Origin of the sequence: Cognatiyoonia sp. IB215446 (assembly GCF_033963825.1) — a bacterium.
Taxonomy (GTDB): Bacteria; Pseudomonadota; Alphaproteobacteria; order Rhodobacterales; family Rhodobacteraceae; genus Yoonia.
This window is the reverse complement of sequence record NZ_JAXBMD010000002.1, coordinates 1,049,211-1,074,409: the sequence shown is the minus strand read 5'-3', so window position 1 is coordinate 1,074,409 and position 25,199 is coordinate 1,049,211. Positions and strand designations below refer to the sequence as shown.

Sequence of the window (25,199 nt, the reverse complement as noted above, 5' to 3'; positions counted from 1 at the left end):
GCGGATCGCCCCATGTCGCAGGCGGCAGAACGAAGGGCCGCCTTATGGACATCATCAATATCATCTTTGCCTTGCTCAGCATCGGCCTCGGCTGCTTCGGCTGGCTCGCCCCGCGCTACACGATGGGCGCACTTGACCTGACGATGGGCGAGACGACAATGGGTGCCTCAGAAGTGCGCGCCTCCGTCGGGTGCCTTTTTGTGGGCATGGGGATCGGCGCGCTGATCCTCGGCAGTCCAGAGGCTTATGTGATGCTCGGCTTTTGCTGGAGCGGGGCGGCTTTTGGGCGGCTGACCTCGATTGTTCTGGACGGCAATTCGCAAAAAAAACTCGTCTATTTCCTGGTCGAAGCGGCAGTTGGCATTCCGGCAATCTGGCTCAATCTCTAGGCGGTTTGCGTAACGCAACCTTGCGAGGGCGCCGAACCTCGCTTATATCCAAAGGGTCCTTCGGGACTATGGACATAAACGCGCTCGTAATAAGCGGATCGGACCCGGGGGCGGTACCCGGCGGCTCCACCAACATCCTTCGTTTGAGGATCATGGGGCCGAAACAGGATCGACGAACGTCTAAAGGGGTTTGCTTTGTCTCGGTGAGATACCACCGTTATCGGTTCAAATAAGCTAGTTGCAAACGACAACAGAGCTCCAGTTGCCCTCGCTGCTTAAGCAGTGCGGAATACTGAAATCTAACTCCTCAGGTTTAGCGACCTGAGGCGGGGTTCGCAGGTACCTGGCAACAGAAACCTGCATTTTCTTTACATTGTTGCGCGATACACGGCCTATGGCAGACCATATTTTAAGCGCTTGCCATGTTGTGACTTGCAAACGTAAAGGTCCCTGCGCACCATGCGGTGATGAGGCTTTGTTGGTTCGCATTTTGTGTTGGTCTGGCCACGCTCCCCACCGTGGCGCGGGCCTGTGATACCGCCCTTGTCCTGACAATCGATGTCTCCAATTCCATTGATACGGCTGAATACCGGCTGCAGACCGACGGTCTGGCCGACGCGCTTGAAGACCCTGAAATCGTTGACACAATGGTCAGCGGCGGTGCCATGATCACCGTGGTGCAATGGTCGGGCGTCGACAAGCAGACGGTTTCCATTCCTTGGACGCAAGTGAACACCGCCCTTGATGCCCAATCGCTGGCCCGTCAGGCCCGGTTGATGGAGCGTGCATTTGTCCTCTCCGACACTGCTCCGGCTGAAGCAATCTACTATTCCTTGCGGCTTTTCGATCAAGTGCCGGAATGTCAGCGCCGAGTAATCGATGTCTCAGGCGATGGGACGCCCAATGGCGGCTCTGACGTGCGCACGGCCCGCAATGCCGCAGAGCGCGCCGGCGTCACGATCAACGGGATTGCAATTGAATCCATGGGGCTTGCCATCACGAACTTTTACCGTGGCGCCGTGATCACGCGCGACGGCTTCGTGATGACCGCCCGCACCCATCGCGAATACCCCACCACGATCCGCGCCAAGATCCTGCGTGAGCTGAGCCGGATATTTGGTTAGACTTGACCCCGGTTTCATGGTGGCCCATCAAGATGCCATGGGGTTTGCGACCGCCCCGTGAGGCTGGTGCCAAAGCATCGCATCCACTGAAAATTTCAGAAAGGATGCACCATGCCTGCATTTAACGAGATCACGCCAACCCAATTGATGCGCCTGATCGGCACACCGCAATGCCCGGTGATTGTTAACGTTTGCATCGATGAAGATTTTGAGGCCGATCCCTTCCTGATCCCAACCGCCTTTCGCCACCCGCACACGGATATTGCGGCCCTTTTGGATCTGCCTATGGATACCAAGATCGTCTGTGTCTGCCAGAAAGGCCGAAAACTGTCGCACGGTGTCGCGGCGCATTTGCGGACGCGCGGATATGAGGCGGAGGTGCTAGAAGGCGGCAATGAGGCGTGGCGGCGCACCGGGTTTCCGCGCATCCCCGCCCAAGCGATACCGGGTGACGTCTGGGTGACCCGCCACCGGCCAAAGATCGACCGTATCGCCTGCCCCTGGCTGATCCGGCGTTTTGTCGATGCCAAAGCCACGTTTCTTTTTGTGCCACCCGAAACCGTCCTCGATGTGGCCGACCGTTTTGGTGCGACCGCATTTGATGTCGGTGGCAGCGACTGGACCCATCAAGGTGAGAATTGCAGCTTTGACACCATGGTTCAGACATTCGCGCTGAGCCATCCGGCACTAGACGCTGTTGCCACGATTGTGCGCGGCGCAGATACCAACCGGCATGACCTTGCGCCCCAAGCCGCTGGTTTGCTTGCGATTTCTGTTGGGCTGTCACGAATGTTTCGTGAAGATGCCGCACAACTCGACGCAGGGATGGTGGTTTATGACGCGTTGTATCGGTGGGCCCGCGATGGGCAGAACGAAGGCCATGATTGGCCGGTGGGGCATGTCTGATGCATGCTGAACTGATCCGCGTTTTTGGGCGCATCGGGCTTATGTCCTTTGGCGGCCCTGCGGCTCAAATTGCCCTGATGCACAAAGAACTGGTCGAAAAGCGCGACTGGCTGACCGAAGAGCAGTACTTGCGCGCCCTCTCGTTCTGCATGTTGCTGCCGGGGCCGGAGGCGATGCAATTGGCCACCTACGCAGGCTGGAAAAAGGGCGGCATCTGGGGCGGGCTGATCGGCGGTGGCTTGTTTGTCTTGCCGGGGGCCATTGTGATCGCGGCACTTGCGCTCGCCTACGGTGCTTATGGCAACTTGCCTGTGGCCCAGGCTTTGTTTCTAGGGGTCAAGGCAACTGTTGTCTTCATCGTCATCGAGGCGTTGTTGAAAATCTCTAAACGCGCGCTGAAAACCAGCGCACATATCGCGTTGGCCGTCGGCGCCTTCATCGCGCTCTTTTTCTTTGCCCTACCCTTTCCGCTGGTCATTCTGGTCGGCGCTTTGATCGGTGCCTCCATGCAAAGCGGCGATGCCTCTGCCTCCTCCGGGCCGGGCGTCAGCTTGCGCGGCACGCTCCTGACCCTGGCCATTGGCGTGGCAATCTGGGCCGCGCCTTTTCTGTTCATCGCAACCAGCGGCAGCACGTTTCTGCGTGATATCGGCCTCTTTTTCTCGCTCCTCGCGGTCGTGACCTTTGGCGGCGCCTACGCGGTGCTTGCCTATATGACACAAGAGGTTGTCGTGTCCTATCAATGGCTGACAACCCCGCAGATGATGGATGCGCTGGGACTGGCCGAGACCACGCCCGGCCCGCTGATCCTCGTGACGCAATTCGTCGGCATGATCGCGGGCATGGCCCAGGGCGGGGTTGGTCTGGCGCTGATCGCAGGGGCACTGACCCTTTGGGTGACGTTCATCCCGTGCTTCATCTGGATCTTCGCCGGTGCCCCGCTGATCGACTGGCTCGACGGCAAACCGCGCCTGCGCGGCGCACTAGCGGGCATTACTGCCGCCGTGGTCGGCGTGATCGCCAATCTGTCACTTTGGTTCGCCGCCCATGTGTTCTTTGGCGAGGTTCGGACCATCGATACCGGCATTTTTCAGACGATCTGGCCCGCACTCAGCAGCATTCAGCCTCTTGCCGTCCTTCTCGCCATCATCTCAGGCATCCTGTTGCTGTGGCGTCACTGGCCGCTCCCCCTGGTACTGATCATTTCAGCGGCACTGAGCCTGCTGATTTCCTCCGCTCTGACGCTCAACTAACACCGGCCCTTTTCACCGGGGCCGAATCCCCTATGCTGTGAGTTGTGGGATTTGGGAAAGGACGACCGTGACCACCAGCACCATCGACTACGGAAACCTGATGCACCGTGCGATGCGCGGGCTCATCCAAGAGGTGCTGACACGGATCGAAAAAGACGGGCTGCCGGGCGCGCACCACTTTTTCATCACCTTTGATACAATGCACCCCGATGTGGAAATCGCCGATTGGCTCTCTGACCGTTATCCGGGCGAGATGACAGTCGTCATCCAGCACTGGTTCGACAATCTGAATGTTACCGATGAGGGGTTCACAATCACGCTGAATTTCGGCGACAATCCCGAAACGCTCTATATTCCTTACGATGCGATCAAGACATTCGTTGACCCATCGGTCGAGTTCGGCTTGCGGTTCGAGACGCAGGAAGATGAAGACGCCGCCATTGTCGAAATCGAAGAAGCGCCGATGGAAGAGATGGTCGAACCCGAGGAAACGCCACCCGAGGAACGCAAAGAGGCTGACGTGGTCAGCCTTGATCAATTCCGTAAGTAGGGTTTCCAGAGATCCTTACCATGACTGAGCCGGTTTATCTTTCTGTACGCCTACCCCTCAAGATCGGACCTATGGAGCGTTTTGAATTCTGGGAAGAGCCGCTGACAGAAATCCTGAAGGCAGAGGAATTGGGCGAGATCACCGGCGGTGGGACGATGATGGATCCCGAAGGTGACATCCTCTACTGCGATCTTGAGGTGGAATTGTCTGATCTTACCGATAAAACATTGGACAAGCTGCAAGACGCCATGACGCGCTTGAACGCGCCAAAATCGACGTCGTTCGTCACAGATGGCGGAACCGTTCTGCGCGAATTTGGCAGTATCTCGGTCGTGGGTATCGGGCTAAACGGTGCCGACCTACCCGACAGCGCCTATGAAGGTTTTGACCCCGACGATTTCAACGATGAAGTCGTCTCCAGCCTTGGTGAAGGATACGCGTATGGCGGTAGTCATGCCGGGGAGAAGTACACTTTCTTTTATTACCATGGCAGCGATGCCGATCACATGAAGACTCGGCTCACCGATATTGCGGCCCATAAACCGATTGGTGAAGGCGCGCAAATCACGCAGCTTGCCTGATATCTGACAGTCCAAGTGCGGGTGGATCGCCAAAAGCTGCTCTATTGCGGTTCACCCCGCCGCTGCCTATAGGTTTGGCACAACATGCCAAGGGGAGCGCAGATGACCGACACGCGTACAGAGACCGACAGTTTTGGCCCGCTTGAGGTGCAGGCAGACCGGTATTGGGGCGCGCAGACGCAACGGTCGATCATGAACTTCCCGATTGGATGGGAAAAACAGCCTGTTGCTATTGTCCGCGCGCTTGGCGTGATCAAACAGGCCTGTGCGATGGCCAACAAGGACCGTGGCAAGCTGGATGCGAAGCTGGCAGATGCGATGATTGAGGCGGCCGCGGAAGTTGTCGCGGGCAAGCTCGACGATCATTTCCCGCTGGTCGTCTGGCAAACCGGCTCTGGCACGCAATCGAACATGAACGCCAATGAGGTGATCAGCAACCGCGCCATTGAAATTCTGGGTGGCACCATCGGCTCGAAAGACCCAATTCACCCCAATGATCATTGCAATATGGGACAATCGTCCAACGACACGTTCCCCACCGCCATGCATATCGCCGTGGCAACCACGGCGCATGATGTCTTGCTGCCTGGACTCGCGAAACTGCACGCCGCGCTGGAGCAGAAACAGCAGGAATTCGACAAGATCATCAAGATCGGGCGCACCCACACCATGGACGCCACGCCACTGACGCTGGGTCAGGAATTCTCCGGCTACGTCCATCAGGTCGCCATGGGCATCCGCCGGATCAAAGCCGCCCTGCCCGCCATCTACGAACTCGCCCAAGGCGGCACCGCCGTCGGCACCGGGCTGAACACGCCCAAAGGATGGGGGGAAACCGTCGCGGAAAACATGGCCGAAATCACCGGCCTGCCCTTTGTCACCGCTCCCAACAAATTCGAAGCGCTCGCCGCCCACGACGCCCTCGTCGAAATGTCCGGCGCGCTCAAAACCGTCGCCGCATCGCTCTACAAAATCGCCGCTGACATCCGCATGCTCGGCTCCGGCCCGCGCTGCGGCCTGGGTGAACTGATGCTGCCGGAAAACGAACCCGGGTCGTCGATCATGCCGGGCAAAGTGAACCCCACCCAGGTCGAGGCGATCACGCAAGTCTGCGCCCATGTCATGGGCAACGACGCCGCCGTTGGGTTCGCCGGCAGCCAGGGACACTTCGAACTGAACGTCATGAAGCCGATGATGGCCTATAACGTCCTGCAATCCATGCAGTTGATCGGCGACGCGGCCAGCGCCTTTACCGACAATTGCGTGGTCGGGATCAAAGCCAATGAGGACCGGATCGAAAAGTTGATGCGGGAATCGCTGATGCTCGTCACCGCCCTGGCCCCGACCATCGGCTATGACAACGCGACAACGGTTGCCAAGACGGCGCATAAGAACGGCACGACGTTGAAAGAAGAGGCGATCAATCTCGGCTTTGTGGACGAGGAAACCTTTGAAAAGGTCGTTCGCCCCGAAGACATGATCGGACCGAAGTGAAGCCGATCAACCTCAACCAGGCGCGCAAGGCCCGTGCAAAGATGCGGGCAAAGGCACAAGCGGACCAGAACGCGATCCGCTTTGGACGCAGCAAGGCCGAAAAACAGCGCGACAAGGCTGAGGTGGAAAGGGCCAACAAGCGTCTTGATCTGCTGAAACGTGATGAGTGATCATCGGCGTCCGGTCAAACGGTCACTCACCATCCGCGGTCACCGGACCAGCGTGTCGCTTGAAGACATATTCTGGGATTCATTCCGCGCGATTGCCGCAAAAGACGGGAAAACGATCAACGGTCTTGCAGCCGAGATCGACGAAAGTCGCGGAGATATAGGTCTAGCGTCTGCCGTGCGGATTTACGTGTTCGAGAGAACGATCCGCGATCAGTCCTGAGAATAAAGCGCACCACGCAGGTTCGACAAACGCTCACGATCCTGCTTTTCGGTGTCATTCAGCTTTGCGGGCTTGACGGGCTTCGCCTCTGCCGCACGGCTTTTCTTGTCAAAGAGGCGCGCAACTTCATGACCTTCCAGTTTCTTCTTAGGCTGCACCTGCGTGCCAGCCTCGGCCTTCTTGCGACCAAAAAGGCCCGAAAGACTACGTTTCGAAGATCCAGGCAGTGAAATTGTCATTGGTTGCCCCCAACACGTCGTTCATGCAGCGATGGTATTTTGTGGCACAAAAAAGGCCACCTCGCAATCACGACCCCGTGTAAAGGGCGGCGGAAACCCGCGTAAGCACCCCATTTTTATGGCGTATTTGAGACAACCCTACCCAAAAGGGCAATTTTTCGCGTCACAATTGTATCATGATCGGTTTCTCAAATTGCTCTAAAAATGGGCGGTTAGGTCGATTGGCCTTTTCAAGGCGACATTCGCGGTATGATTCGGAGCCAGATGCCTTCACGCGACCGTACTGTCAGGTGTGCAACCGGTACGGGAGCGGGCCGTTCCGACAGCGAAAACTGAAAATGACGGAGGAGTGCGGCGAGCAGCACAACCCCTTCGATCATTGCAAATCCTGCGCCTGTGCAGACCCGCGGACCGGCGGAAAACGGAATAAAGGCGTGGCGGGCGCAGTCCCGACCATTGGCGGTCGTCCAACGCGTTGGGTCAAACGCATCGGGATTGTCCCAAAGACGGTTTTGCCGATGCAGGTGCCAGGGCGACAGCACAATCTGCGCCCCGCGCCGGATGGCACGATTGCGAAAATGCTCTGCCTTTGTCGCTTCGCGTACCATCATCGGGACAGGCGGGTAAAGGCGAAGCGTTTCGCGAAACACGTCGCGTGTCAGCGACAGCTTTGAAAGATCGGCAAAATCACCACCGAAGGCAATGGCCTCTTCCGCCAGTTTCTCCTGCCACTCGGGATAAAGCGCCAGAAGATAGAGCGCCCATGCCAGTGCGGATGCGCTTGTCTCATGCCCCGCCAAAAAGAAGATCGCAATCTGATCGACCATTTCATCCTGGCTGAAGGTCTCACCCGTCTCCGGGTCCTTCGTCGTCAGGATCTTCGTCGCCAAGTCATCCGGGGCCGCCACTTTGGCGATCAACGCTAGCCGCTCCTCCGTCAGCGTCGTGATCAGCGCCCGGATACTACGCGCCGTGGCGACCGTACCGGGCCGGAGAAAGCGCGGCATCCAGCGTGGACCGGGAATGAAAGCGGCGAGGTTCAGGATCGGCTGGCTACGCTGATAGCGCTTGAATTCAGCAAAGACCTTTGTGGCGGTTGCATCCTCAATCGGGATCGAAAAGAGTGTCCTAAAGATGACGTCGGCGGCGATATGGCTGGTCAGCGCCTCAATCTCTTGCGGAGTTTCTCCAGGGGCGATCCGTTCTACAGCCGCCTGCCCCGCCGCGACCATGCCCGGAAACGTATCCCGCAGCCGCCCACGTTCAAAAGCCGGATCGATGATCCGCCGCTGTCTTTCCCAAACCGCACCATTGGTCAGAAACACGCTGTTGCCCAGCAAAGGGCGCAACCCCGCGCCGATCCGGTCTGACTTTGGAAAGTCGGCCGGGCGGTCCTTGAGCACCGTTTTTATCAGATCCGTGTCGTTGATCAGATAACTGCGAAAGAACGGCGTGCGAAACTCGGCCATCCAGGCGCGGTAAAGCCGCGCTGGCTGTGCCGACAGGATGTCTTGGCGAAAAAGCCGCATGTAGCGCCAGAGCGAAACCTGATCCGGGCGCGATGCCGGTTTTGGCGGCAAAGGCGGCGTCACGGAATGATCGAGGTGTATTTGGACACAGCAATATCAATCCGAGAGGCCGACGGCTTTCTGCCCCGATATCGGTCAGCCAGCGTTTTGGGGCCTGCCGTGACTTGGAAATAGTCATAATCCTTGGGCTGGTCGAAGGCACACAGATACTGAAAATGTCGCCGAAAGAACCGCCAGCGGAGTGCCCGCCACCGCGCAGGCGACAGGCTTTGCGTGAAGGCGGCAGAGATCACCAGCGGCCATTTCTTGCCCGGCGGTGTCACACCCGTCACCGCCACCGGATCACAAAGCGCAAAACAGGCACCGTCGCCGGGAGCTGAGACATCGACCCAGGTCAGCGCCTCTTGCGTGGCGAGAAAGGCCAAATCAGTGCGCAGCCTGCGTGCCCTGGGCAGGAAAGACATCATCGGCACCACTTGCCCCAGTGACAAAAACGCAAGGCGCGGCCCTTCCTCCGGCACGCGGCCTTCACGGATGAGATCGGCGATGATTGAGATGGCCAGATGTGCGCCAGAGGAATGGCCGACGACCAGCACCTCATCGACATTGCCTTTCAACGCCTCGGCAATCTCATCCCCAAAGACTTTCATCCGAGCCTCTAGCTCGGAAGGGTTCGACCCCCAGAGCCGCGCCGAGAACGCGTAATCATGCATCAGGTAATATGCGAAAAGCTTGTTATCTCTTGCCTTGAACCAGCGCAAAAGCACAACGGCGACCGCTGCCCAGATGACATAGCTGAGGATCGTCGCGAACGTGCTGACGATGTTGAAAAGCAGCCCCCCGGTCAGACCGGTCAGCGCCAAGAGCCACATGAGCGCCGCTTCCACCCAACCGCCCAGCGTTGCACCCAGCCATAAGGCAAAGACAAGCTGCAGGGTCAGCATCGCGACTGGGTAAAGTGCGGCAATCACGGGCCCCTTGCGCATCCACATCAGCCGCCTGAGCGCACCGGTGACGGTGTAAATCCAAGCGGTCTGGATCAGTTGCCAATAGGTCGCCGGGATCGATTGCGCCATGCTGTCGCGCACGATGTCCGACCATACCAGCACATCTATGCGGGCGATGACCTCTTGCCCATCGATCCGCGCCTTTACCGCCCAGTAGAACTTGTCCTCAGCAGGGCCTGCATGCACCGAGATGTCATAGCCGCTGATCTCTGCCTGCGCGGCACTTTCCTTGCGATAAAGTTCGCGATAGCGCCGCGGGTGGATCGGGTCATAGCCGGGAATGTGGAACACCCGGCGCTGCTGCACCGGCATCGCATCATTGCTCATCGTCCCGTCCTACCCGATGTTCCCTTTGCGGCAGGTTAACCCAAAGCAATCAGGAGTTTAAGCGACAAGAGGCGGATTGCTCCGGGTGGCGTGACCTAGCCGATATAGGCGAGGGCCGGAAACTGCTCCAGCAGCCAGAAGCTGAACGCGGTGAATTGCCCGGTGACCATCATCAGGCCGACGGTCCAGAGAAGAAGACCCGAAGCACGCTCAATCCGGCTCAGATGCCGTTTCATCCAGGCCATCGGGCCTTTCATGCGCGGAAAGAATGCCGCGACCAGTAGAAACGGTATGCCCAGCCCAAGGGCGTAGACCGACATCAACACGGTGCCGCGCGCCACATCACCCTCGGAAAGAGCAAGGCTTAGAATGGCCGCGAGGATAGGACCCAGGCAAGGCGTCCAGCCGAAGGCAAAGGCGAGGCCGAGGATATAGGCGCCGAAAGCGGACCCGCCGCGATCGCCAGTCTCCATCCGCACCTCACGGTCCAGAAAACCGATGCGAAACACACCAATAAAATGCGCGCCAAAGATCATCACAACGATCCCGGCAATGGGCACGAACCACCCTTGCGCCTGCAACAGCACGCGACCCATGGTCGAGGCGGCGAGGCCCAGCAGCACGAAAATCGTGGATAGTCCCAGCACAAAGAAAAGTGCCGTGACTAAGACGCGACGACGGGCCGTTGCCGCCTCGTCCATCTCACTCACGGACACGCCGCCCATATAAGCCAGATAGGGCGGCACAATCGGCAGCACGCAGGGGCTCAGGAATGACAGGATGCCGGCCAGCACCGCGATCATCATCGCGGGCAGCAAAGTGGCATCAAGTATCAGGGCTGAATCCAGCATCGCGACTCCTTCGCACCTAACTAGGGGAGTTGGGTTAAGAGGTCACCCGCCATCTTGTCACAACTTGGTGGACAATCTGAAACATGGCCTCTACGTCCAAATCCATGACCTATGACGCCGAACTCGATGCCAAGGGCCTGCTCTGTCCCCTGCCCGTCCTCAAGGCCCGCAAGCGCTTGCAGGCGCTGCAATCTGGTCAGGTGTTGCGGATGGAGGCTGATGATCCGGCAGCCATTGTCGATGTGCCGCATTTCTGCACAGAAGCGGGCCATGAATTGATGGACATCGCCGATGCCGACACGGGCCAAGTCTATTTCATTCGCAAGGCCTGATCGAGGATCGCGTCAAACGCCGCATCCCCTCCGAAGCCAAGCGCAAGGGCGCGCGCGGTGTCAAAGTGGCTGGGCCACGTTTCCACGATGGCAGCGATCCGTTCATCAGGTTCAAAAGTGACAAGGTCCGCCACGGCATCCCCTGCTCTCGCTCGTAAGGCCGCCACCATGTCCTGCACCTTGATCTGCAGGCCCGGCGCGTTGAGCGCTCCAAAGCTGGGCCAATCCGCTTTGGCGACTTGAGCGGCGTGATGCAGAGCGTTTACCGCCACTTCGGGTGAAGCAATCCACATCTTGAGCGCCGGATTGACCGGGCAAATCGCGGTATCTCCGCCAAGCGGTTCGCGAATAATCGAGGAGACAAAGGACGATGCCGCCGCATTCGGTCTGCCGGGTCGCACAGTGATAGTTGGCAACCGCAAGGTGCGCGCGTCACACCAATCACGACGGCGATAATCGGCCATGACAAGTTCCACCATCGCCTTGGTCACGCCGTAGGTGCTACGGGGCTGCACAGGGCTCGCTTCGGTCAGCGGTTCTGTGACACCGTGCCCATAGACCGCGAGCGACGATGTCCCGATGACAAGCGTGTCCGGCCCAACGGCGCGGGCGGCAGCCAGAACGGCCTTTGTCCCGCCCAGATTCACGCGCATGGCCAGATCAAAATCCGCCTCGGACTGACTGCTGACAATCGCGGCGAGGTGGTAAATGACGGCGGTATCAGCGGGCATAGCCGCGAGAACGGCCTTTTCGTCGGCAATATCGACCGGCTGAAAGATGGCGCCTGGGATGTCTGGCACCGGCGCGCCAGACAGGTCCCACAGATGCAATGCCGGGTCCGTCAGATGCCGCCCATCGGGCAAGGTCAAACCGTCGTCCGCGATCTTGCGCGCGAGTGCGGCGCCCAGAAAGCCGCCCCCACCTGTGATGATGACAGAAGCCATTAGCGGCCTAGCGACCACCACCCTTTCCGTTTCGGCTTTGCCGGCTCCGCTTCAGCGGCCACAGGCTCCGGCGCGGGCTCTGCCGCGACAGGCGCTGCCTCTACCACCGCAACCTCTGCCGGTTCAGCAGGTGGTGCTTCAGGTGCCGATGCTTCAGGCTCCACAGCCGTATCTTTCGGCTTCGCACGGCTGCGGCGCTTGGGCTTGGGTTTCTCTTCTGCCGGGGCCGCCTCTGGCGTTTCTGCGGTTTCTTCAGCTACTTCGTCGACCTTCGGCTCCGCCTTCTTGCGGCTGCGTGTCCGCTTTTTGGGGGCCGGTTTATCTTCAGCAGGTTCCGCCGCAATCTCTGCAGTTTCGGTCGCGTCTTCTGTCTCAACTTCCGCCGCCACAGGTTCGGCTTTCTTGCGCCGAGTACGGGTGCGCTTCGGCTTTTCCTCTGGCGCTGGCGCATCGGTTTCTGGCTCGGCATCGGCGCTTACCGCCTCTGCCTCAGCCTCTTTCACCTGCTCGTCCTGGTTCTGATCGGCGGTCTCAACCTGCTGGTTTTCACCATTATTGCTACCACCCCGGCGGCGACGGCGACGGCGGCGTTTGCGCTTGGGCCGGTCCTCTTGCGCGGTATCGTCGTCAGTCACCTCGGCTGCGATCACATCGTCATCATCGTCGTCCATAGCAACGATTGAGGTCACAACGGGCGCGGCATCAGGTATGATCCGTGTCGCAGTCTTGAACTTTTCAATCGCGAAATCAGGCGAGACAAGCGTCGGATCGCATTCGATCCGGATCGACATGCCGTAGCGCCCTTCAATCTCGGCAATATGCTCACGCTTTCCGTTCATCAGGAAATTGGCAATGCCGATGGGGGCCTTGACCAGCACCTCTTTGGAGCGTCCGCGCACGCCTTCTTCCTCCAGGGAGCGCAGGATGGACAGGGCAACGTTGTCGTCCGAGCGCAATAGACCAGTCCCATGACAATGCGGGCACATCTGCGTCGTGGCTTCAAGCATGCCCGGACGCAGACGCTGGCGCGACATCTCCAAGAGACCAAAGCCTGAAATCCGGCCCACCTGAATGCGGGCGCGATCTGTTTTCAGCTTGTCCTTAAAGCGCTTTTCAACCGCGTTGTTGTTCTTACGCTCATCCATATCGATGAAGTCGATGACGATCAGACCCGCAAGGTCGCGTAAGCGCAATTGGCGCGCCACTTCGTCGGCGGCTTCCAAGTTCGTCTTCAGTGCCGTCTGCTCAATCGAGCCTTCCTTGGTCGCACGGCCAGAGTTCACGTCGATGGCCACCAAAGCCTCGGTGATGCCGATCACGATGTAACCGCCTGATGGAAGCTGGACCGTCGGGTTGAACATCGCCGAGAGATACCCCTCAACCTGATAACGAGCGTATAGCGGAAGCTGTTCGCTATAGAATTTCACGTTCTTGGCATGGGACGGCATGATCATTTTCATGAAGTCCTTGGCCGTCCGGTAGCCCTCTTCACCCGCGACGATCACCTCGTCGATCTCTTTGGAATAGAGATCGCGGATGGAGCGTTTGATCAGGTCACCCTCTTCGTAAATCTTCGCAGGTGCGATGGATTTGAGGGTCAGTTCGCGAATCTGTTCCCACATCCGCTGCAGGTATTCATAATCGCGCTTGATTTCGGCCTTTGTGCGCTGTGCGCCGGCCGTGCGAATGATCAGGCCCGCGCCATCGGGCACCGTCATGGCCGCCGCAATCTCTTTGAGCTTCTTGCGATCAGCCGCATTGGTGATCTTGCGGCTGATCCCGCCACCGCGCGCGGTGTTCGGCATCAGGACGCAATAGCGCCCGGCAAGCGACAGATAGGTCGTGAGGGCCGCGCCTTTGTTGCCGCGCTCTTCCTTGACGACCTGGATCAACAGGATCTGGCGAACCTTGATAACTTCTTGAATTTTATACCGTTTCGGGCGCGGCTTGCGGACGGGGCGTACCTCGTCAGTGTCGTCTTCTTCCGCGACGCTTTCGATATCGTCATCTTTGGCGTCGTCGCTGTCTTCAGCTTCGGCCTCAACCTCAGGCTGCTCGGCCTCATCAGCTGCAGGTTCATCCTCTGACACATCTTCATCAGCCGCAGGCGTTTCGACGGGCGTTTCCGCGACCAACTCCATGGGGGAGCTACCTTCGATCTCATCATCGAGATCGATGGTTTCCATCCCGGCAATGTCGCCTGATGTTTCCTCTTCCGGCGTTTCCACCTCTTCGGTGATGACCGCATCATCCGCCGTTGCGTCGGCCGCCTTCGTGCGGCTGCGACGGCGGCGCTTGGGCTTGGCCTTTTCCTCTTCCGCCTCGGCCTCGGCTTTCAGCGCCTCGGCATAGGCCTTTTCCTCGGCGATCAGCGCTTCGCGATCCGCCACGGGGATCTGATAGTAGTCGGGATGGATTTCCGAGAAGGCGAGAAAGCCATGGCGGTTGCCACCATAGTCCACAAAAGCAGCCTGAAGCGAGGGTTCGACCCGCGTCACCTTGGCCAGATAGATGTTCCCAGCAAGCTGTCGCTTGAACTGGCTTTCGAAATCAAATTCTTCGACTTTGTTCCCGTCGACCACAACAACGCGGGTTTCTTCCGCGTGGGTGGCATCGATTAGCATTTTCTTTGGCATGTTGTCCGTTCGCACATAAGCGCCGTCGCGCCCCTGGGGGCGCTGTGCTGCGCGTTATGTGTCTGATTAAGGCGATCTGCGCGTGGGCAAAGACGGGGCCCCTTGGGGCCGCAACGACTGTGCCTGTATCATGCGCGCTTTGCATCGCGTTTCTTCTCCGACCCCTCTTGAGGGGCCCATTCAAAGCCCGGTCGCTGCAAACACCTGCGACCAGAGCGTTCCACTGACCCTTGCGGGGTCAAATCAGCTGTTCAGTAGGATCAGTCATCGCTGACCGACAAAACAGAGAATCTCGATCGGATGTCATCGCACAACCAACGCACGAGCATCCGTATCACCTACATAAGGGAGGATGCCCCCCCGACACAAGTGGTCGTTTCTGGGGAGGCAAATCTTCGGATAACGGCTTGATCAAAGATAGTCGGACCGCTGCAATCCGTATTTCGCCATCTTTTCGTTCAACGTCCGGCGCGGCAGACAGAGTTCTTCCATCACAGACACGATAGAGCCTTTGTGCCGCCGCATCGTGTTGTCAATCAGCATACGCTCAAAAGCCTCAACAAACTCTTTCAATGGTTTGCCTTCGGTGGTCATGGCCGGTTTGGTTTCTTCGGTATCGGCCATCAGAAGCGACGCGATAGAGCCTGTGCCGCGACGGTTCTGCAAAACGGCACGTTCGGCCACATTAATCAGCTGGCGCACGTTGCCCGGCCACGGGGCCTGCAGCAATTGTGCCGCCTCTTGCGCGCTGACCTCTGGCGCGTCGCAGCCGTATTCGTCGGCAAATTGCTCGCTGAGCCGTGTGAAGAGCATCAGGATGTCCTCGCCACGTTGCCGTAACGGCGGAACGGTGATCCGCAAGGCCGCGAGGCGGTAGAACAGATCGGGGCGCAATACGCTTTCACAGGTTTTGTTCTGTTCCTGCAGGTTACAGATCGCGACGATGCGCGTCTCCGCCGGTGTTCCCTGATCGTTGATCGCCGTCAGAAGGCGGGCTTGCAGCGGATGGCTCAGCGCCTCAATATCTTCGAGCACCAGCGTCCCACCGCGCGCCTCTTCCATCGCAGGGATCGGTTCATCTTCTTTCGCTGGGCCAAAGATATGGCGTGCCAACGTTTCTTCGTCATAGGCAGAGCAGCTGAGCAGCACGAACTTCTTGTTAGCGCGCGCACCCACGGCGTGAAGTGCATGGGCAACCAGTGTCTTGCCAGTCCCGGTTTCACCCTCGACCAGCACATGGCCATCCGCCTGCCCCAGATCCAAGATATCTTCTTTCAGCCGCTCCATCGGGGCGGATTGGCCAATCAGCTTGCCCATCAACGCCGAACCGTCTGAGAGTTCCTTGCGTAGCGCACGATTATCAAGCGTCAAACGCCGCGCCTGCGTGGCCTTTTTGGCCAGTTCCGTCATGCGATCCGGGTTGAACGGTTTTTCAAGGAAATCGTAGGCACCAACCCTCATCGCCTCGACGGCCATGGGCACATCGCCGTGACCGGTGATCATGATCACGGGAAGCGAACTGTCGACACCTTTCAATTTCTTCAGAAACTGCATCCCGTCCATGCCGGGCATTTTGATGTCGCTGACCACGATACCGGGAAAGTCACTCCCCAAGCCCTTCAGCGCATCCTCCGCCGATGCATATGTTTCTGTGTCGAACCCAGACAACGCCAACCACTGACTGATCGATTGACGCATATCTTTTTCGTCATCGACAATTGCAATTTTCATTGCCTTGTTCATGGTCTTTTCCTCATTCTGCCGCGGCGACGTCCTGCCGCATCGTGGGCAGCTGCACCTCAAATATAGCCCCGCCATCAACCGCGTTACGCGCGGTCAGGCGCCCACCCAAATCGTTGACGATGCCAGAGGAGATGGCAAGCCCCAACCCGACGCCATCGCCAGGAGCCTTTGTGGTGTAGAAAGGCTCAAAAAGCTCGTTGAGATTTTCGATCCCCTCGCCATTGTCCCTGATCTGCAGGCTGACCGTGTCGCCCGCTGCCAGTAGGATCTCGACCGTCGGATTGTTGGCCCCTTTTGTGGCATCCAGGGCGTTCCGCAGGAGGTTGATAATCACCTGCTCCAGCCGTAGGCGATCGCCGAGGATCATCACCGGTTCATTGGGCAAGCTGCGAATAATATTCACCGACCGGGTCTTCAGCTGCGGCTCCATCATCGCAAGCGCGGTGGATACGGCGGCCCTAGTATCAACGGGTTCAAACGCATCTGCACCCTTGCGAGCGTAGGATTTCAACTGCCGCGTGATCGCCCCCATCCGCTCCAGCAGGTCATCGATCCGCTGAAAGGATGACAAGGCTTCATCGGGCCGCTGGCGCTGCAGCAAGAGCCGCGCGCCGGCAAGGTAGGTTTTCATGGCAGCCAGCGGCTGGTTCAATTCATGGCTCACAGCCGCCGACATCTCGCCCAAAGCGGCCAGTTTGGATGACTGCGCGATGGTCTGTTCGGCCACTTGGAGGGTCTTTTCAACCTTCTCGCGTTCGGCAATTTCCCGCTGCAGCCTGCGATTCAATGCGCGAAGCTCTGCTGACTCGCGCTGAAAGAAGACCAGACGCGAGGCTGTCTTGCGCGACGTAAACCAGAACAGACCCGCGAGCACGATGGCGAATCCCATCACCTCCAGCGCGAGGATGCCGTTCACCTGCTGCCGAACGGACGCGTAGGTTGTGAAACTTACCATCCGCCAGCCCTGATGCGGCACCCGCACCTCGCGCCGCAACACGGCTTCACCTTGCAGATAGGCATCCGCTGGCAACGCGGCCCAGCCTTGCGTCAGACGCAACGCGCGCTGAATGGCCGAGGGTGCCGATTGTCGGGCCAGCGCCTCTTCCTCGCCCAGGCCGCGCCAGCGCGGTTCGGTCGACATGATGATCGTGCCTTCGCTGTCCATCACAAAGACAGCATCCGACACGCCAGCCCAGCCGCGTTCCATCCGCGGCACATCGACCTCAACCATGATCACACCGCGAAACTCACCGTTCACCTCAACCCGGCGCGAATAGATAAAGCCGTAGCCACCATCTTCCTTACGGAAAGTGTTGTAAACGGTCTGATTGTTCCGCTGCGCATCGACGAAATACGGCGCATTGCGGTGCATCGCCCCAAGTTGATTGCGGTCTGTCGCTGCGACAGCACGGCCATCGCGATCAAGCAGTGTCAGCGATGCCGCACCAATCTCATCAACAAAGGACAAAAGGCGTGCCGTCGACAGCGAGTAATCATTGCTTTCCAGCGCATTCATCAGTTCCGGATCGCGCGATAGAAGCTGAGGAACGACCGAATTGCGCTGCAACTCACTCATCAAACCAGTCACATAAAGGGCAAGGCGCACCTCGGACCGGTTGCTGATGGTCTCAGTAAAGCGCTTGGTCAGAAGCTGGTTTGAGACGTAGATGACGATGACTGCAAACAGGCAAATGACGAGGATCGAGAGGCGCAGATACCAGCGCCCTTTTCCCCGTCGCAAACTGTATTTACCCAACTCTACCATGCACGCAGTCTAAGGCGTGGCCTGCATTGCAGCAAGAACGCAGATTATGCTTGGGCAAACTGTCCCAAAAGTCCGCGGAAAAGCGCCTGACCGTCGGTGCCGCCATGACCCGCATCCACCGCGCGTTCGGGATGGGGCATCAGGCCCAAAACCCGGCGGTTTTCAGACAGAAGGCCCGCGATATCGGCAAGCGATCCGTTTGGATTGTCCGTGTAGCGGAAAGCGATACGGTCCTCACCTTCAAGCGTGGCGAGCGTTTCTGCGTCAGCGGTGTAGTTCCCGTCATGGTGTGCCACCGGGAAGCCCACAATATCGCCCGCATTATATCCTTCGGTAAAGGCGCTTACCGAGGTTTCGACTTTTAAATCAACAGTTTTGCAGATGAACTTCAGACCCGCATTGCGCATCAGCGCACCCGGCAGCAAGCCCGTTTCTGTCAACACCTGAAATCCGTTGCAAACGCCGAGCGCATATCCCCCCCGCTCCACATGCGCCACTAGCGCCTTGCAGATCGGAGATTGCGCCGCAATCGCGCCGCAGCGCAGGTAATCGCCAAAGGAGAAACCTCCGGGCACGGCAACAAGGTCAACATTGTCCGACAAGGCCGCATCCTTGTGCCACACCATCGTGACATCGGCCCCAGCGGCTTTCAGCGCCACTGCCATGTCGCGGTCACAGTTCGAACCCGGAAAGACGATGACAGCCGCGCGCATCAGAGCATCTCCACCTGGTAGCTTTCGATGACCGTATTGGCGAGCAGCTTTTCACACATGTCCTTGACGGTGTCCTCTGTTGTCCCGTCCGCAAGGTCCAACTCAATCACCTTGCCTTGGCGCACACCAGAAACGCCCTCAAACCCTAGCGTGCCAAGCGCATGGCGCACAGCCTCCCCCTGCGGATCGAGCACACCGTTCTTCAGCATCACATGCACACGGGCTTTCATTTGCGGCATCCTTATTCAGTTGATGAGTGTGGGCTTTGCGGGCCGATGCGTGACATTTGACGGCATTACTCCCAGACGGCGGGCCACTTCGGTGTAGGCGTCGGATAGGCTGCCCAGATCACGGCGGAACACGTCCTTGTCGAGCTTTTGTCCCGTTTCGATATCCCACAAACGGCAGCTATCCGGGCTGATCTCGTCGGCTAGGATCAGGCGGGGAAACTCGTTGTCCCAGACGCGACCGACCTCGATCTTGAAATCAATGAGCTTGATGCCAACGCCAAACATCACACCTGACATCCAGTCATTCACGCGCAAGGCGAGGCTGACGATATCATCCAGATCCTGCTGGCTCGCCCAGCCGAAGGCGATGATATATTCTTCGGGCACCAACGGGTCGCCCAAACTGTCATCCTTGTAGGAAAACTCGACAATCGGACGTGGCAAAGCTGTGCCCTCTTCCATCCCCATCCGCTTGGCCATCGAACCGGCCGCGACATTGCGCACGATTACCTCCAGCGGGATGATCTCGACCTGGCGGATCAATTGTTCACGCATGTTCAGACGCTTGATGAAATGGGTTGGGATACCGATATTCGTGAGGCCGGTCATGAAGAACTCAGACAGGCGGTTGTTCAGCACACCCTTGCCTTCGATCACCGCCTTCTTTTCGGCGTTGTAGGCGGTGGCATCATCCTTGAAATACTGGACCAGAGTGCCCGGTTCGGGACCTTCGTAAAGAATCTTTGCCTTGCCTTCGTAAATCTTCTTGCGGCGTGCCATCACAACCCCTTAACCGATACGCAGGCCCGGTTTGGGTCGCGTCATGTGCGCGTCATAGTGCAAGCCCCCCTTGCGGGCAAGCACCAGCAGGGGCATATCAAAGATGACGTTTCTGCCAAAGAAGAGGGCTCCATGAACACCTTTGACGATCGCGAACATGCCTTTGAGGCGAAATTCGCCCATGATGCTGAAATGCAGTTCAAAGCCGAGGCCCGGCGCAACAAATTATTAGGCCTTTGGGCTGCAGGATTGCTGGGAAAATCGGGGGATGACGCCGATTCCTATGCGAAAGAGGTAATCAAGGCCGACTTTGAAGAAGCCGGGCATGAAGATGTTTATCGCAAGGTCGCTGGCGATCTTGGCGACAAGGCCGACGAGGCGACGATCCGCGCCAAGATGGCGGAGTTTCTTGTCGAAGCGAAAGAGCAATTGCTCAACGAACTCTAGATCTGCGCCCAACATCGTAAACCGGTTTGTGTTGCCGCAAGGTTTTCTTGCAGGCGGCTCATAATCGTCATGCATGCTTTGCCGTTGCAGCCAAGCGGCAGACATGCAAACGACCCCCCTACAATTGACCGGAGCAGACAGACCATGACCAACGCCCTTTCCGAACTTCTCAAAACACGCGATTGGTTGATGGCGGATGGTGCGACAGGTACGAACCTGTTCAATATGGGTCTGATGTCGGGCGACGCGCCAGAGCTTTGGAATGTCGATCATCCAGAGAAGATCCGCGCGCTCTACAAGGGTGCGGCTGATGCGGGCAGCGACATCTTTCTGACCAACAGTTTTGGCGCAAATGCATCGCGCCTGAAACTGCATGGTGCTGAGGGCCGTGTTTTCGAGCTCAATAAGGTTGCCGCCGAACTCGGGCGCGAGGTGGCTGATGCAGCCGGTCGGCCTATCGTCGTGGCCGGTTCGGTCGGCCCGACGGGCGAAATCATGGCGCCCATGGGTAGCCTGACACATGAACGCGCTGTTGAGATGTTTCACGAACAGGCCGAGGGGCTAAAAGCGGGCGGCGCCGATGTCCTGTGGGTTGAAACCATCAGCGCGGCCGAAGAATTTGTTGCCGCTGCCGAGGCCTTTGCCCTTGCCGGCATGCCCTGGTGCGGCACGATGAGCTTTGACACTGCAGGGCGGACGATGATGGGACTGACATCGGCGGATATGGTCAAAAAGATTGGGAAGATCACCCACCAACCCCTTGCTTTTGGCGCGAATTGTGGTGTTGGCGCATCGGACCTGTTGCGGACCGTTCTGGGCTTCACTGCCGCAGGGCCGGGCCTGCCAATCATCGCGAAAGGCAATGCAGGCATCCCCAAATACCACGACGGGCACATCCACTACGATGGCACACCTGAGCTGATGGCGGATTATGCGGTTCTTGCCCGCGACAGCGGTGCGACGATTATTGGCGGCTGCTGCGGGACAACGCCAGACCACCTGCGCGCGATGCGCGAGGCGCTGGAGACCCGTCCCAGAAGTCATGCGCCAACGCTTGATGTCATTGCCGCAGCACTGGGTGATTTTTCGTCTGCGTCGGACGGCACTGACGGGGCAGGCCCGGTAGCGACCCCACGGCGAGGACGCAGGCGGCGCGCCTGAAACAGCCGCCTGAGGGGGCGCTGCCCCCGCTGCCTACGGCAGCCCCCCGAGGTATTTTTGAACATGAGAAGCTCATGTTTACCCGCGCTTAACCAAAACACATCAGCCTGATCGGGCGGTACAGGCTGAGGAGCCGATGACCGCAACGTGAGAAGCCCCCGCGCAGGCCTTGCAGGCCAGTGTGGGGGTCATCTGTTTCTCATGTTCAACAAATACCTCCGCCGGAGGCTCCAGTTCTCTCAGCGGGCTCTGCGTTCAGAACAGCGAAAGCTGATCGCCCGGCTGCGGTGGTACGGCGAAGAGATTGGTTCGCAGGGGTGGCAAGGACCGGTCCAGTCCCAGCTTCCGCGCTGCCCGCTTGAAGCGCTGTTGCATCATCGCGGCCCATTGCCCCTGCCCGACCATCCGTGTCCCAAAACTGGGATCGTAGTCCTTGCCGCCATGCAATTCTCGCACGCGTCCCATTACGCGGGCGGCGCGATCAGGGTAGTGCTCGGTCAACCAATCGCGGAACAAAGTGGCCACTTCGCGCGGAAGTCGCAGGATGATCGAGGATGCCGCAACCGCGCCTCCCTCTGCCGCTGCTTCAAGTATCGCTTCCAGTTCATGATCTGTCAGCGCAGGTACGACGGGTGAAACCATCACGCGCACCGGAATGCCCGCATCCGTCAGACGCCGGATCGTCCGCAAGCGCGCGGCGGGTAGCGGCACGCGTGGCTCCATCACGCGGGAGGTCTTGGGATCGAGCGTTGTGACAGAGATACCAACACGAGTCAGGTCCTTGGCCGCCATCTCTGCCAGAATATCGATGTCCCGCTCGATCAAAGTCCCCTTTGTGACAATGCCGACGGGGTGATTGAAGTCGCGCAACACTTCGAGGATCTCGCGCATGATTTTACGCTCTTTCTCAATGGGTTGGTAAGGGTCGGTATTGGTGCCGATCCCGATCATTGCGGGTTTGTAACGCGGGTTGGACAACTCCGCCCGCAACCGCTCTGCCGCGTTCGGGCGCGCAATCAGCTTCGTCTCAAAATCGAGGCCCGGCGAATAGCCCAAAAAAGCGTGGCTTGGGCGCGCAAAGCAATAGATGCAGCCATGCTCACAACCGCGATAGGGATTGATCGAGCGGTCAAAGGACAGGTCAGGAGAGGTGTTGCGCGAAATGACCTTGCGCGCCTGCTCATCCCGGACTTCGGTCCGCAGGACTGGCAACTCCTCATCTTGCGCCCAACCGTCATCAACAGCCTCTACGCTGATCTGATCAAATCGGTTATGCGGGTTCGAACCAGCGGCCCGCCCAGGGGTGCGATGCGACTTTTGAACCGAATGTTCAGACATAATGTTTATTAGAACATTTCATGAACAAACACAATGCAAGTCGGTCGCGCATATGCGAATGTCGCTATTGTGCAGGTCGAAAGATGCAATCGGGCGCACTACTGTAAAAACAGCCGATTAATGAGGGTTTCCATGTCTGACGAAGAAGATGACATCATCCTGTCCGAACTGAACGACGAGGATCTCGTCGCGCAGATGTTCGACGACCTTTATGATGGCATGAAGGAAGAGATCGAGGAAGGGGTGAACATCCTGCTCGAACGCGGGTGGGAGCCTTACCGGATTCTGACAGAGGCTCTGGTCGGCGGTATGACAATTGTGGGTCATGACTTCCGCGACGGTATACTGTTCGTGCCCGAAGTGCTGCTCGCCGCGAATGCGATGAAGGGCGGCATGGCGATCCTCAAACCGCTGCTGGCTGAAACCGGTGCACCGCGTGTCGGCAAGATGGTGATCGGCACGGTCAAGGGTGACATCCACGATATCGGCAAAAACCTCGTGTCCATGATGATGGAAGGCGCGGGCTTTGAGGTTGTGGACCTCGGCATCAACAACGCTGTTGAGGCCTATCTGGAGGCGCTGGAGGCGGAGCAGCCGGATATCCTTGGCATGTCAGCCCTGCTCACAACCACGATGCCCTACATGAAGGTCGTGATTGATACGATGGTCGAGAAAGGGCTACGCGACGACTATGTCGTGCTGGTAGGTGGTGCGCCTTTGAATGAGGAATTTGGCAAAGCCATTGGGGCTGATGCTTATTGCCGCGACGCTGCTGTCGCCGTGGAGACGGCAAAGACATTCATGGCGCGCAAGCACAATCAGGGTGCGGCCATGGCCTGATATCTTCCAATGCGGGTCATTCATGCATATCTGATCTGCGAAGGAGACCAGCATGCCGCTCGACCGACTTGTCCTCATTATCGTTTGCGTTTTAGCCGCTGCCGGCATCACCGTCTATGGCGGTGTTCTGATTTTTGCGAGCACGCAGATGCCGCCACTGATCGGATTGGGCTTGCTGAGCGTCGTGGCGCTGGTCGCCTATATCGGCTGGCGCGTGGTGTCAGAGCGTTTGGGCAACAAAGAAGACGACCATTATGACCGGTTCAAAAACTAGTTTCTTGATCTGCACAACCGACACGGTGCCCGGGCGCGAAATCACACAAGTCATCGGTCTGGTGCGCGGATCAACGGTGCGGGCCAAGCATATCGGGACCGACATCGTCGCACGGTTGAAAACGGTCGTGGGCGGTGAAGTGTCGGGGTATTCCTCTCTCATGGCAGGCGCGCGAGAGCAGGCGCTCGACCGAATGGTCGCCGATGCGACAGCGATGGGCGCCAATGCCATCGTTGGCTGCCGCATGGAGACATCGGCCATCATGGAAGGCGCATCCGAGATCGTCGCCTACGGCACAGCCGTGAAACTGGTGTGATCAGCGACGCGGCACTAACGAAAGAAGGCCTCGCCCCTGATGGCCAAGGCCGGGTTTTGCTCATCGCCTGCGGGGCGCTGGCGCGCGAAATACTGGCGATCAAGGCAGCAAATGGGTGGGATCATCTGGACCTGCAATGCCTGCCCGCCATCCTGCATAATCACCCCGAACGGATCGTGCCTGCTGTACGCGAAGCCGTCACAGCCCACCGGAATGATTATGCGTCAGTGTTTGTCGTTTATGCCGATTGCGGCACGGGCGGATTGCTGCAAGCTGCTTGCGAAGAGATGGGCGTGGAGATGGTACCGGGACCGCACTGCTATTCATTCTTCGAAGGCAATGAGACCTTTGCCGCCCGGGACGAGATGACGGCCTTCTACCTCACCGATTTCCTTGTCCGTCAGTTTGACGCTTTCGTCTGGAAACCATTGGGCCTCGACCGGCACCCGGACCTGCGCGAGATGTATTTTGGCAACTATGATAAGCTCGTCTATCAGGCTCAGACCGAGGATGCCGCGCTGACTGAAAAGGCGGAGGAATGCGCGGAAAGGCTCGGTCTGGCGTTTGAACGCAGGTTTACCGGATACGGTGACCTGCCAGAGTCGCTAGCTAAGCTTTAAGCCGCAGCTGCCGTCTCGCGAATGCGTTCGACCATCGCCCGCAATCCGTTTGAGCGTTGGGCAGACAGGTGATCGTTCAGGCCCAGCCGGCCCAATTCCGCGGCGGCGTCTGTTTTGACCACCTCCGCCACAGGTTGTTCATTGTAAAGCGCGATCAGAACCGCAATCAGCCCGCGCACGATCATGGCGTCGCTTTCGCCGCGAAAGGTGAAAATACCATCCTTGATCTGCGGAACGAGCCAGACCTGGCTGGCGCAGCCATCCACCTTGGCCGCAGGCACGCGCAGTGCATCTTCCAAGGGCGGCATGGCCTTGCCCATGTCGATCACATGGCGATAACGGTCTTCCCAATCATCCAGGAATTCAAACGTGTCGACCAGTTCTTCAAAATCGGGGTTTGCCATCCGCGCCTCTTTGCCT

General features: G+C 58.5%; 29 protein-coding genes and 1 other RNA gene. 17 read left to right on the top strand and 13 right to left on the bottom strand.

All coding sequences use genetic code 11. The features are described from left to right. Positions 1 to 44: 44 nt before the first annotated feature. The 10 genes from SLH49_RS12840 (at position 45) to SLH49_RS12795 (ending at position 6,687) form a co-directional block, all read left to right on the top strand. Positions 45 to 389 (top strand): DUF4345 family protein, encoded by a 345-nt coding sequence (locus tag SLH49_RS12840; RefSeq protein WP_320269529.1) that lies wholly within the window; start codon positions 45 to 47, stop codon positions 387 to 389. A gap of 16 nt (positions 390 to 405) precedes the next feature. Next, positions 406 to 753: a transfer-messenger RNA gene (ssrA, locus tag SLH49_RS12835) on the top strand. Positions 754 to 856: 103 nt separating this feature from the next. Further along, entirely contained in the window at positions 857 to 1,513 is a 657-nt protein-coding gene (locus SLH49_RS12830) for a DUF1194 domain-containing protein (protein ID WP_320269528.1), read from the top strand. A 111-nt stretch (positions 1,514 to 1,624) separates the two neighbouring features. After that, a complete protein-coding gene (locus tag SLH49_RS12825; protein WP_320269527.1) occupies positions 1,625 to 2,419 on the top strand; it encodes a sulfurtransferase/chromate resistance protein in 795 nt (264 codons plus the stop codon). Beyond that, the gene (gene chrA, locus SLH49_RS12820) at positions 2,419 to 3,672 is read left to right on the top strand and encodes a chromate efflux transporter (protein WP_320269526.1); all 1,254 of its coding nucleotides are present in this window, start codon (positions 2,419 to 2,421) and stop codon (positions 3,670 to 3,672) included. Before SLH49_RS12825 ends, chrA begins: the two co-directional genes overlap by 1 nt. Before the next feature lie 100 nt (positions 3,673 to 3,772). Continuing rightward, positions 3,773 to 4,222: an SspB family protein gene (locus SLH49_RS12815; protein ID WP_320269801.1), complete on the top strand. Its 450-nt coding sequence runs from the start codon at positions 3,773 to 3,775 to the stop codon at positions 4,220 to 4,222. 20 nt (positions 4,223 to 4,242) lie between these two features. Next, the gene (locus SLH49_RS12810) at positions 4,243 to 4,803 is read left to right on the top strand and encodes a hypothetical protein (protein ID WP_320269525.1); all 561 of its coding nucleotides are present in this window, start codon (positions 4,243 to 4,245) and stop codon (positions 4,801 to 4,803) included. 102 nt (positions 4,804 to 4,905) lie between these two features. Then, the gene (gene fumC, locus SLH49_RS12805) at positions 4,906 to 6,297 is read left to right on the top strand and encodes a class II fumarate hydratase (RefSeq protein WP_320269524.1); all 1,392 of its coding nucleotides are present in this window, start codon (positions 4,906 to 4,908) and stop codon (positions 6,295 to 6,297) included. Then, positions 6,294 to 6,467: a DUF4169 family protein gene (locus SLH49_RS12800; protein WP_320269523.1), complete on the top strand. Its 174-nt coding sequence runs from the start codon at positions 6,294 to 6,296 to the stop codon at positions 6,465 to 6,467. Before fumC ends, SLH49_RS12800 begins: the two co-directional genes overlap by 4 nt. Beyond that, positions 6,460 to 6,687: a ribbon-helix-helix domain-containing protein gene (locus tag SLH49_RS12795; protein WP_320269522.1), complete on the top strand. Its 228-nt coding sequence runs from the start codon at positions 6,460 to 6,462 to the stop codon at positions 6,685 to 6,687. The genes SLH49_RS12800 and SLH49_RS12795 overlap by 8 nt, the downstream gene beginning before the upstream one ends. Here the strand turns inward: SLH49_RS12795 and SLH49_RS12790 are convergent. The 4 genes from SLH49_RS12790 to SLH49_RS12775 all read right to left on the bottom strand — a co-directional run bounded on the left by SLH49_RS12790 (position 6,678) and on the right by SLH49_RS12775 (position 10,640). Further along, positions 6,678 to 6,926 (bottom strand): hypothetical protein, encoded by a 249-nt coding sequence (locus SLH49_RS12790; protein WP_320269521.1) that lies wholly within the window; start codon positions 6,924 to 6,926, stop codon positions 6,678 to 6,680. The two genes, SLH49_RS12795 and SLH49_RS12790, sit on opposite strands and share 10 nt — an antisense overlap. A gap of 230 nt (positions 6,927 to 7,156) precedes the next feature. After that, positions 7,157 to 8,455 carry a cytochrome P450 gene (locus tag SLH49_RS12785; RefSeq protein ID WP_320269800.1) on the bottom strand — a complete coding sequence of 433 codons (1,299 nt, stop codon included), beginning with the start codon at positions 8,453 to 8,455 and terminating at the stop codon, positions 7,157 to 7,159. 59 nt (positions 8,456 to 8,514) lie between these two features. Continuing rightward, complete coding sequence (locus SLH49_RS12780; protein ID WP_320269520.1) at positions 8,515 to 9,789, bottom strand: hypothetical protein; 1,275 nt, start codon at positions 9,787 to 9,789, stop codon at positions 8,515 to 8,517. 95 nt (positions 9,790 to 9,884) lie between these two features. Further along, positions 9,885 to 10,640 carry a cytochrome c biogenesis protein CcdA gene (locus SLH49_RS12775; RefSeq protein WP_320269519.1) on the bottom strand — a complete coding sequence of 252 codons (756 nt, stop codon included), beginning with the start codon at positions 10,638 to 10,640 and terminating at the stop codon, positions 9,885 to 9,887. A gap of 104 nt (positions 10,641 to 10,744) precedes the next feature. Between SLH49_RS12775 and SLH49_RS12770 the strand changes: the two genes are divergently transcribed. Continuing rightward, positions 10,745 to 10,972: a sulfurtransferase TusA family protein gene (locus SLH49_RS12770; protein WP_320269799.1), complete on the top strand. Its 228-nt coding sequence runs from the start codon at positions 10,745 to 10,747 to the stop codon at positions 10,970 to 10,972. Here SLH49_RS12770 and denD read toward each other — a convergent pair. The 7 genes from denD to purC all read right to left on the bottom strand — a co-directional run bounded on the left by denD (position 10,951) and on the right by purC (position 19,783). After that, positions 10,951 to 11,916: a D-erythronate dehydrogenase gene (denD, locus tag SLH49_RS12765; RefSeq protein ID WP_320269518.1), complete on the bottom strand. Its 966-nt coding sequence runs from the start codon at positions 11,914 to 11,916 to the stop codon at positions 10,951 to 10,953. The two genes, SLH49_RS12770 and denD, sit on opposite strands and share 22 nt — an antisense overlap. Beyond that, positions 11,916 to 14,552: an Rne/Rng family ribonuclease gene (locus SLH49_RS12760; protein WP_320269517.1), complete on the bottom strand. Its 2,637-nt coding sequence runs from the start codon at positions 14,550 to 14,552 to the stop codon at positions 11,916 to 11,918. The genes denD and SLH49_RS12760 overlap by 1 nt, the downstream gene beginning before the upstream one ends. A gap of 411 nt (positions 14,553 to 14,963) precedes the next feature. Then, complete coding sequence (locus SLH49_RS12755) at positions 14,964 to 16,295, bottom strand: sigma-54 dependent transcriptional regulator (protein ID WP_320240204.1); 1,332 nt, start codon at positions 16,293 to 16,295, stop codon at positions 14,964 to 14,966. Positions 16,296 to 16,305: 10 nt separating this feature from the next. Next, positions 16,306 to 18,060: a sensor histidine kinase gene (locus SLH49_RS12750; protein ID WP_320269516.1), complete on the bottom strand. Its 1,755-nt coding sequence runs from the start codon at positions 18,058 to 18,060 to the stop codon at positions 16,306 to 16,308. 44 nt (positions 18,061 to 18,104) lie between these two features. Further along, on the bottom strand, positions 18,105 to 18,773 hold the full coding sequence (purQ, locus tag SLH49_RS12745) for a phosphoribosylformylglycinamidine synthase subunit PurQ (protein WP_320269515.1): 669 nt from the start codon (positions 18,771 to 18,773) through the stop codon (positions 18,105 to 18,107). Next, positions 18,773 to 19,003 (bottom strand): phosphoribosylformylglycinamidine synthase subunit PurS, encoded by a 231-nt coding sequence (gene purS, locus SLH49_RS12740; RefSeq protein ID WP_320269514.1) that lies wholly within the window; start codon positions 19,001 to 19,003, stop codon positions 18,773 to 18,775. Before purS ends, purQ begins: the two co-directional genes overlap by 1 nt. Before the next feature lie 15 nt (positions 19,004 to 19,018). Next, positions 19,019 to 19,783: a phosphoribosylaminoimidazolesuccinocarboxamide synthase gene (gene purC / locus SLH49_RS12735; protein WP_320269513.1), complete on the bottom strand. Its 765-nt coding sequence runs from the start codon at positions 19,781 to 19,783 to the stop codon at positions 19,019 to 19,021. Positions 19,784 to 19,915: 132 nt separating this feature from the next. Between purC and SLH49_RS12730 the strand changes: the two genes are divergently transcribed. Together SLH49_RS12730 and bmt are read left to right on the top strand one after the other, a co-directional pair. Then, positions 19,916 to 20,230: a DUF1476 domain-containing protein gene (locus tag SLH49_RS12730; protein ID WP_320240199.1), complete on the top strand. Its 315-nt coding sequence runs from the start codon at positions 19,916 to 19,918 to the stop codon at positions 20,228 to 20,230. A 144-nt stretch (positions 20,231 to 20,374) separates the two neighbouring features. Continuing rightward, a complete protein-coding gene (gene bmt, locus SLH49_RS12725) occupies positions 20,375 to 21,391 on the top strand; it encodes a betaine--homocysteine S-methyltransferase (RefSeq protein WP_320269512.1) in 1,017 nt (338 codons plus the stop codon). A 255-nt stretch (positions 21,392 to 21,646) separates the two neighbouring features. On the opposite strand, the gene SLH49_RS12720 is transcribed toward bmt, so the two are convergent. Then, on the bottom strand, positions 21,647 to 22,729 hold the full coding sequence (locus tag SLH49_RS12720; protein WP_320269511.1) for a PA0069 family radical SAM protein: 1,083 nt from the start codon (positions 22,727 to 22,729) through the stop codon (positions 21,647 to 21,649). A 132-nt stretch (positions 22,730 to 22,861) separates the two neighbouring features. On the opposite strand from SLH49_RS12720, the gene SLH49_RS12715 reads away from it, so the two are divergent. The 4 genes from SLH49_RS12715 to SLH49_RS12700 are packed head-to-tail and all read left to right on the top strand — an operon-like array spanning position 22,862 to position 24,779. After that, on the top strand, positions 22,862 to 23,569 hold the full coding sequence (locus tag SLH49_RS12715) for a B12-binding domain-containing protein (RefSeq protein ID WP_320269510.1): 708 nt from the start codon (positions 22,862 to 22,864) through the stop codon (positions 23,567 to 23,569). Between the two features lie 52 nt (positions 23,570 to 23,621). Beyond that, the gene (locus SLH49_RS12710) at positions 23,622 to 23,843 is read left to right on the top strand and encodes a hypothetical protein (protein ID WP_320269509.1); all 222 of its coding nucleotides are present in this window, start codon (positions 23,622 to 23,624) and stop codon (positions 23,841 to 23,843) included. Next, positions 23,824 to 24,159 (top strand): YbjQ family protein, encoded by a 336-nt coding sequence (locus tag SLH49_RS12705; protein ID WP_320240194.1) that lies wholly within the window; start codon positions 23,824 to 23,826, stop codon positions 24,157 to 24,159. The genes SLH49_RS12710 and SLH49_RS12705 overlap by 20 nt, the downstream gene beginning before the upstream one ends. Next, positions 24,156 to 24,779 carry a DUF1638 domain-containing protein gene (locus tag SLH49_RS12700; protein WP_320269508.1) on the top strand — a complete coding sequence of 208 codons (624 nt, stop codon included), beginning with the start codon at positions 24,156 to 24,158 and terminating at the stop codon, positions 24,777 to 24,779. Before SLH49_RS12705 ends, SLH49_RS12700 begins: the two co-directional genes overlap by 4 nt. On the opposite strand, the gene SLH49_RS12695 is transcribed toward SLH49_RS12700, so the two are convergent. Next, positions 24,776 to 25,183 carry a SufE family protein gene (locus SLH49_RS12695; RefSeq protein ID WP_320269507.1) on the bottom strand — a complete coding sequence of 136 codons (408 nt, stop codon included), beginning with the start codon at positions 25,181 to 25,183 and terminating at the stop codon, positions 24,776 to 24,778. The two genes, SLH49_RS12700 and SLH49_RS12695, sit on opposite strands and share 4 nt — an antisense overlap. Between the last annotated feature and the right edge of the window lie 16 nt (positions 25,184 to 25,199).

Coding starts and splice junctions, on each gene's coding strand:
- SLH49_RS12840 (WP_320269529.1), top strand. CDS start 45: ATGGACATCATCAATATCATCTTTGCCTTGCTCAGCATCGGCCTCGGC.
- SLH49_RS12830 (WP_320269528.1), top strand. CDS start 857: ATGAGGCTTTGTTGGTTCGCATTTTGTGTTGGTCTGGCCACGCTCCCC.
- SLH49_RS12825 (WP_320269527.1), top strand. CDS start 1,625: ATGCCTGCATTTAACGAGATCACGCCAACCCAATTGATGCGCCTGATC.
- chrA (WP_320269526.1), top strand. CDS start 2,419: ATGCATGCTGAACTGATCCGCGTTTTTGGGCGCATCGGGCTTATGTCC.
- SLH49_RS12815 (WP_320269801.1), top strand. CDS start 3,773: ATGCACCGTGCGATGCGCGGGCTCATCCAAGAGGTGCTGACACGGATC.
- SLH49_RS12810 (WP_320269525.1), top strand. CDS start 4,243: ATGACTGAGCCGGTTTATCTTTCTGTACGCCTACCCCTCAAGATCGGA.
- fumC (WP_320269524.1), top strand. CDS start 4,906: ATGACCGACACGCGTACAGAGACCGACAGTTTTGGCCCGCTTGAGGTG.
- SLH49_RS12795 (WP_320269522.1), top strand. CDS start 6,460: ATGAGTGATCATCGGCGTCCGGTCAAACGGTCACTCACCATCCGCGGT.
- SLH49_RS12790 (WP_320269521.1), bottom strand. CDS start 6,926: ATGACAATTTCACTGCCTGGATCTTCGAAACGTAGTCTTTCGGGCCTT.
- SLH49_RS12785 (WP_320269800.1), bottom strand. CDS start 8,455: ATGCGGCTTTTTCGCCAAGACATCCTGTCGGCACAGCCAGCGCGGCTT.
- SLH49_RS12780 (WP_320269520.1), bottom strand. CDS start 9,789: ATGAGCAATGATGCGATGCCGGTGCAGCAGCGCCGGGTGTTCCACATT.
- SLH49_RS12775 (WP_320269519.1), bottom strand. CDS start 10,640: ATGCTGGATTCAGCCCTGATACTTGATGCCACTTTGCTGCCCGCGATG.
- SLH49_RS12770 (WP_320269799.1), top strand. CDS start 10,745: ATGACCTATGACGCCGAACTCGATGCCAAGGGCCTGCTCTGTCCCCTG.
- denD (WP_320269518.1), bottom strand. CDS start 11,916: ATGGCTTCTGTCATCATCACAGGTGGGGGCGGCTTTCTGGGCGCCGCA.
- SLH49_RS12760 (WP_320269517.1), bottom strand. CDS start 14,552: ATGCCAAAGAAAATGCTAATCGATGCCACCCACGCGGAAGAAACCCGC.
- SLH49_RS12755 (WP_320240204.1), bottom strand. CDS start 16,295: ATGAACAAGGCAATGAAAATTGCAATTGTCGATGACGAAAAAGATATG.
- SLH49_RS12750 (WP_320269516.1), bottom strand. CDS start 18,060: ATGGTAGAGTTGGGTAAATACAGTTTGCGACGGGGAAAAGGGCGCTGG.
- purQ (WP_320269515.1), bottom strand. CDS start 18,773: ATGCGCGCGGCTGTCATCGTCTTTCCGGGTTCGAACTGTGACCGCGAC.
- purS (WP_320269514.1), bottom strand. CDS start 19,003: ATGAAAGCCCGTGTGCATGTGATGCTGAAGAACGGTGTGCTCGATCCG.
- purC (WP_320269513.1), bottom strand. CDS start 19,783: ATGGCACGCCGCAAGAAGATTTACGAAGGCAAGGCAAAGATTCTTTAC.
- SLH49_RS12730 (WP_320240199.1), top strand. CDS start 19,916: ATGAACACCTTTGACGATCGCGAACATGCCTTTGAGGCGAAATTCGCC.
- bmt (WP_320269512.1), top strand. CDS start 20,375: ATGACCAACGCCCTTTCCGAACTTCTCAAAACACGCGATTGGTTGATG.
- SLH49_RS12720 (WP_320269511.1), bottom strand. CDS start 22,729: ATGTCTGAACATTCGGTTCAAAAGTCGCATCGCACCCCTGGGCGGGCC.
- SLH49_RS12715 (WP_320269510.1), top strand. CDS start 22,862: ATGTCTGACGAAGAAGATGACATCATCCTGTCCGAACTGAACGACGAG.
- SLH49_RS12710 (WP_320269509.1), top strand. CDS start 23,622: ATGCCGCTCGACCGACTTGTCCTCATTATCGTTTGCGTTTTAGCCGCT.
- SLH49_RS12705 (WP_320240194.1), top strand. CDS start 23,824: ATGACCGGTTCAAAAACTAGTTTCTTGATCTGCACAACCGACACGGTG.
- SLH49_RS12695 (WP_320269507.1), bottom strand. CDS start 25,183: ATGGCAAACCCCGATTTTGAAGAACTGGTCGACACGTTTGAATTCCTG.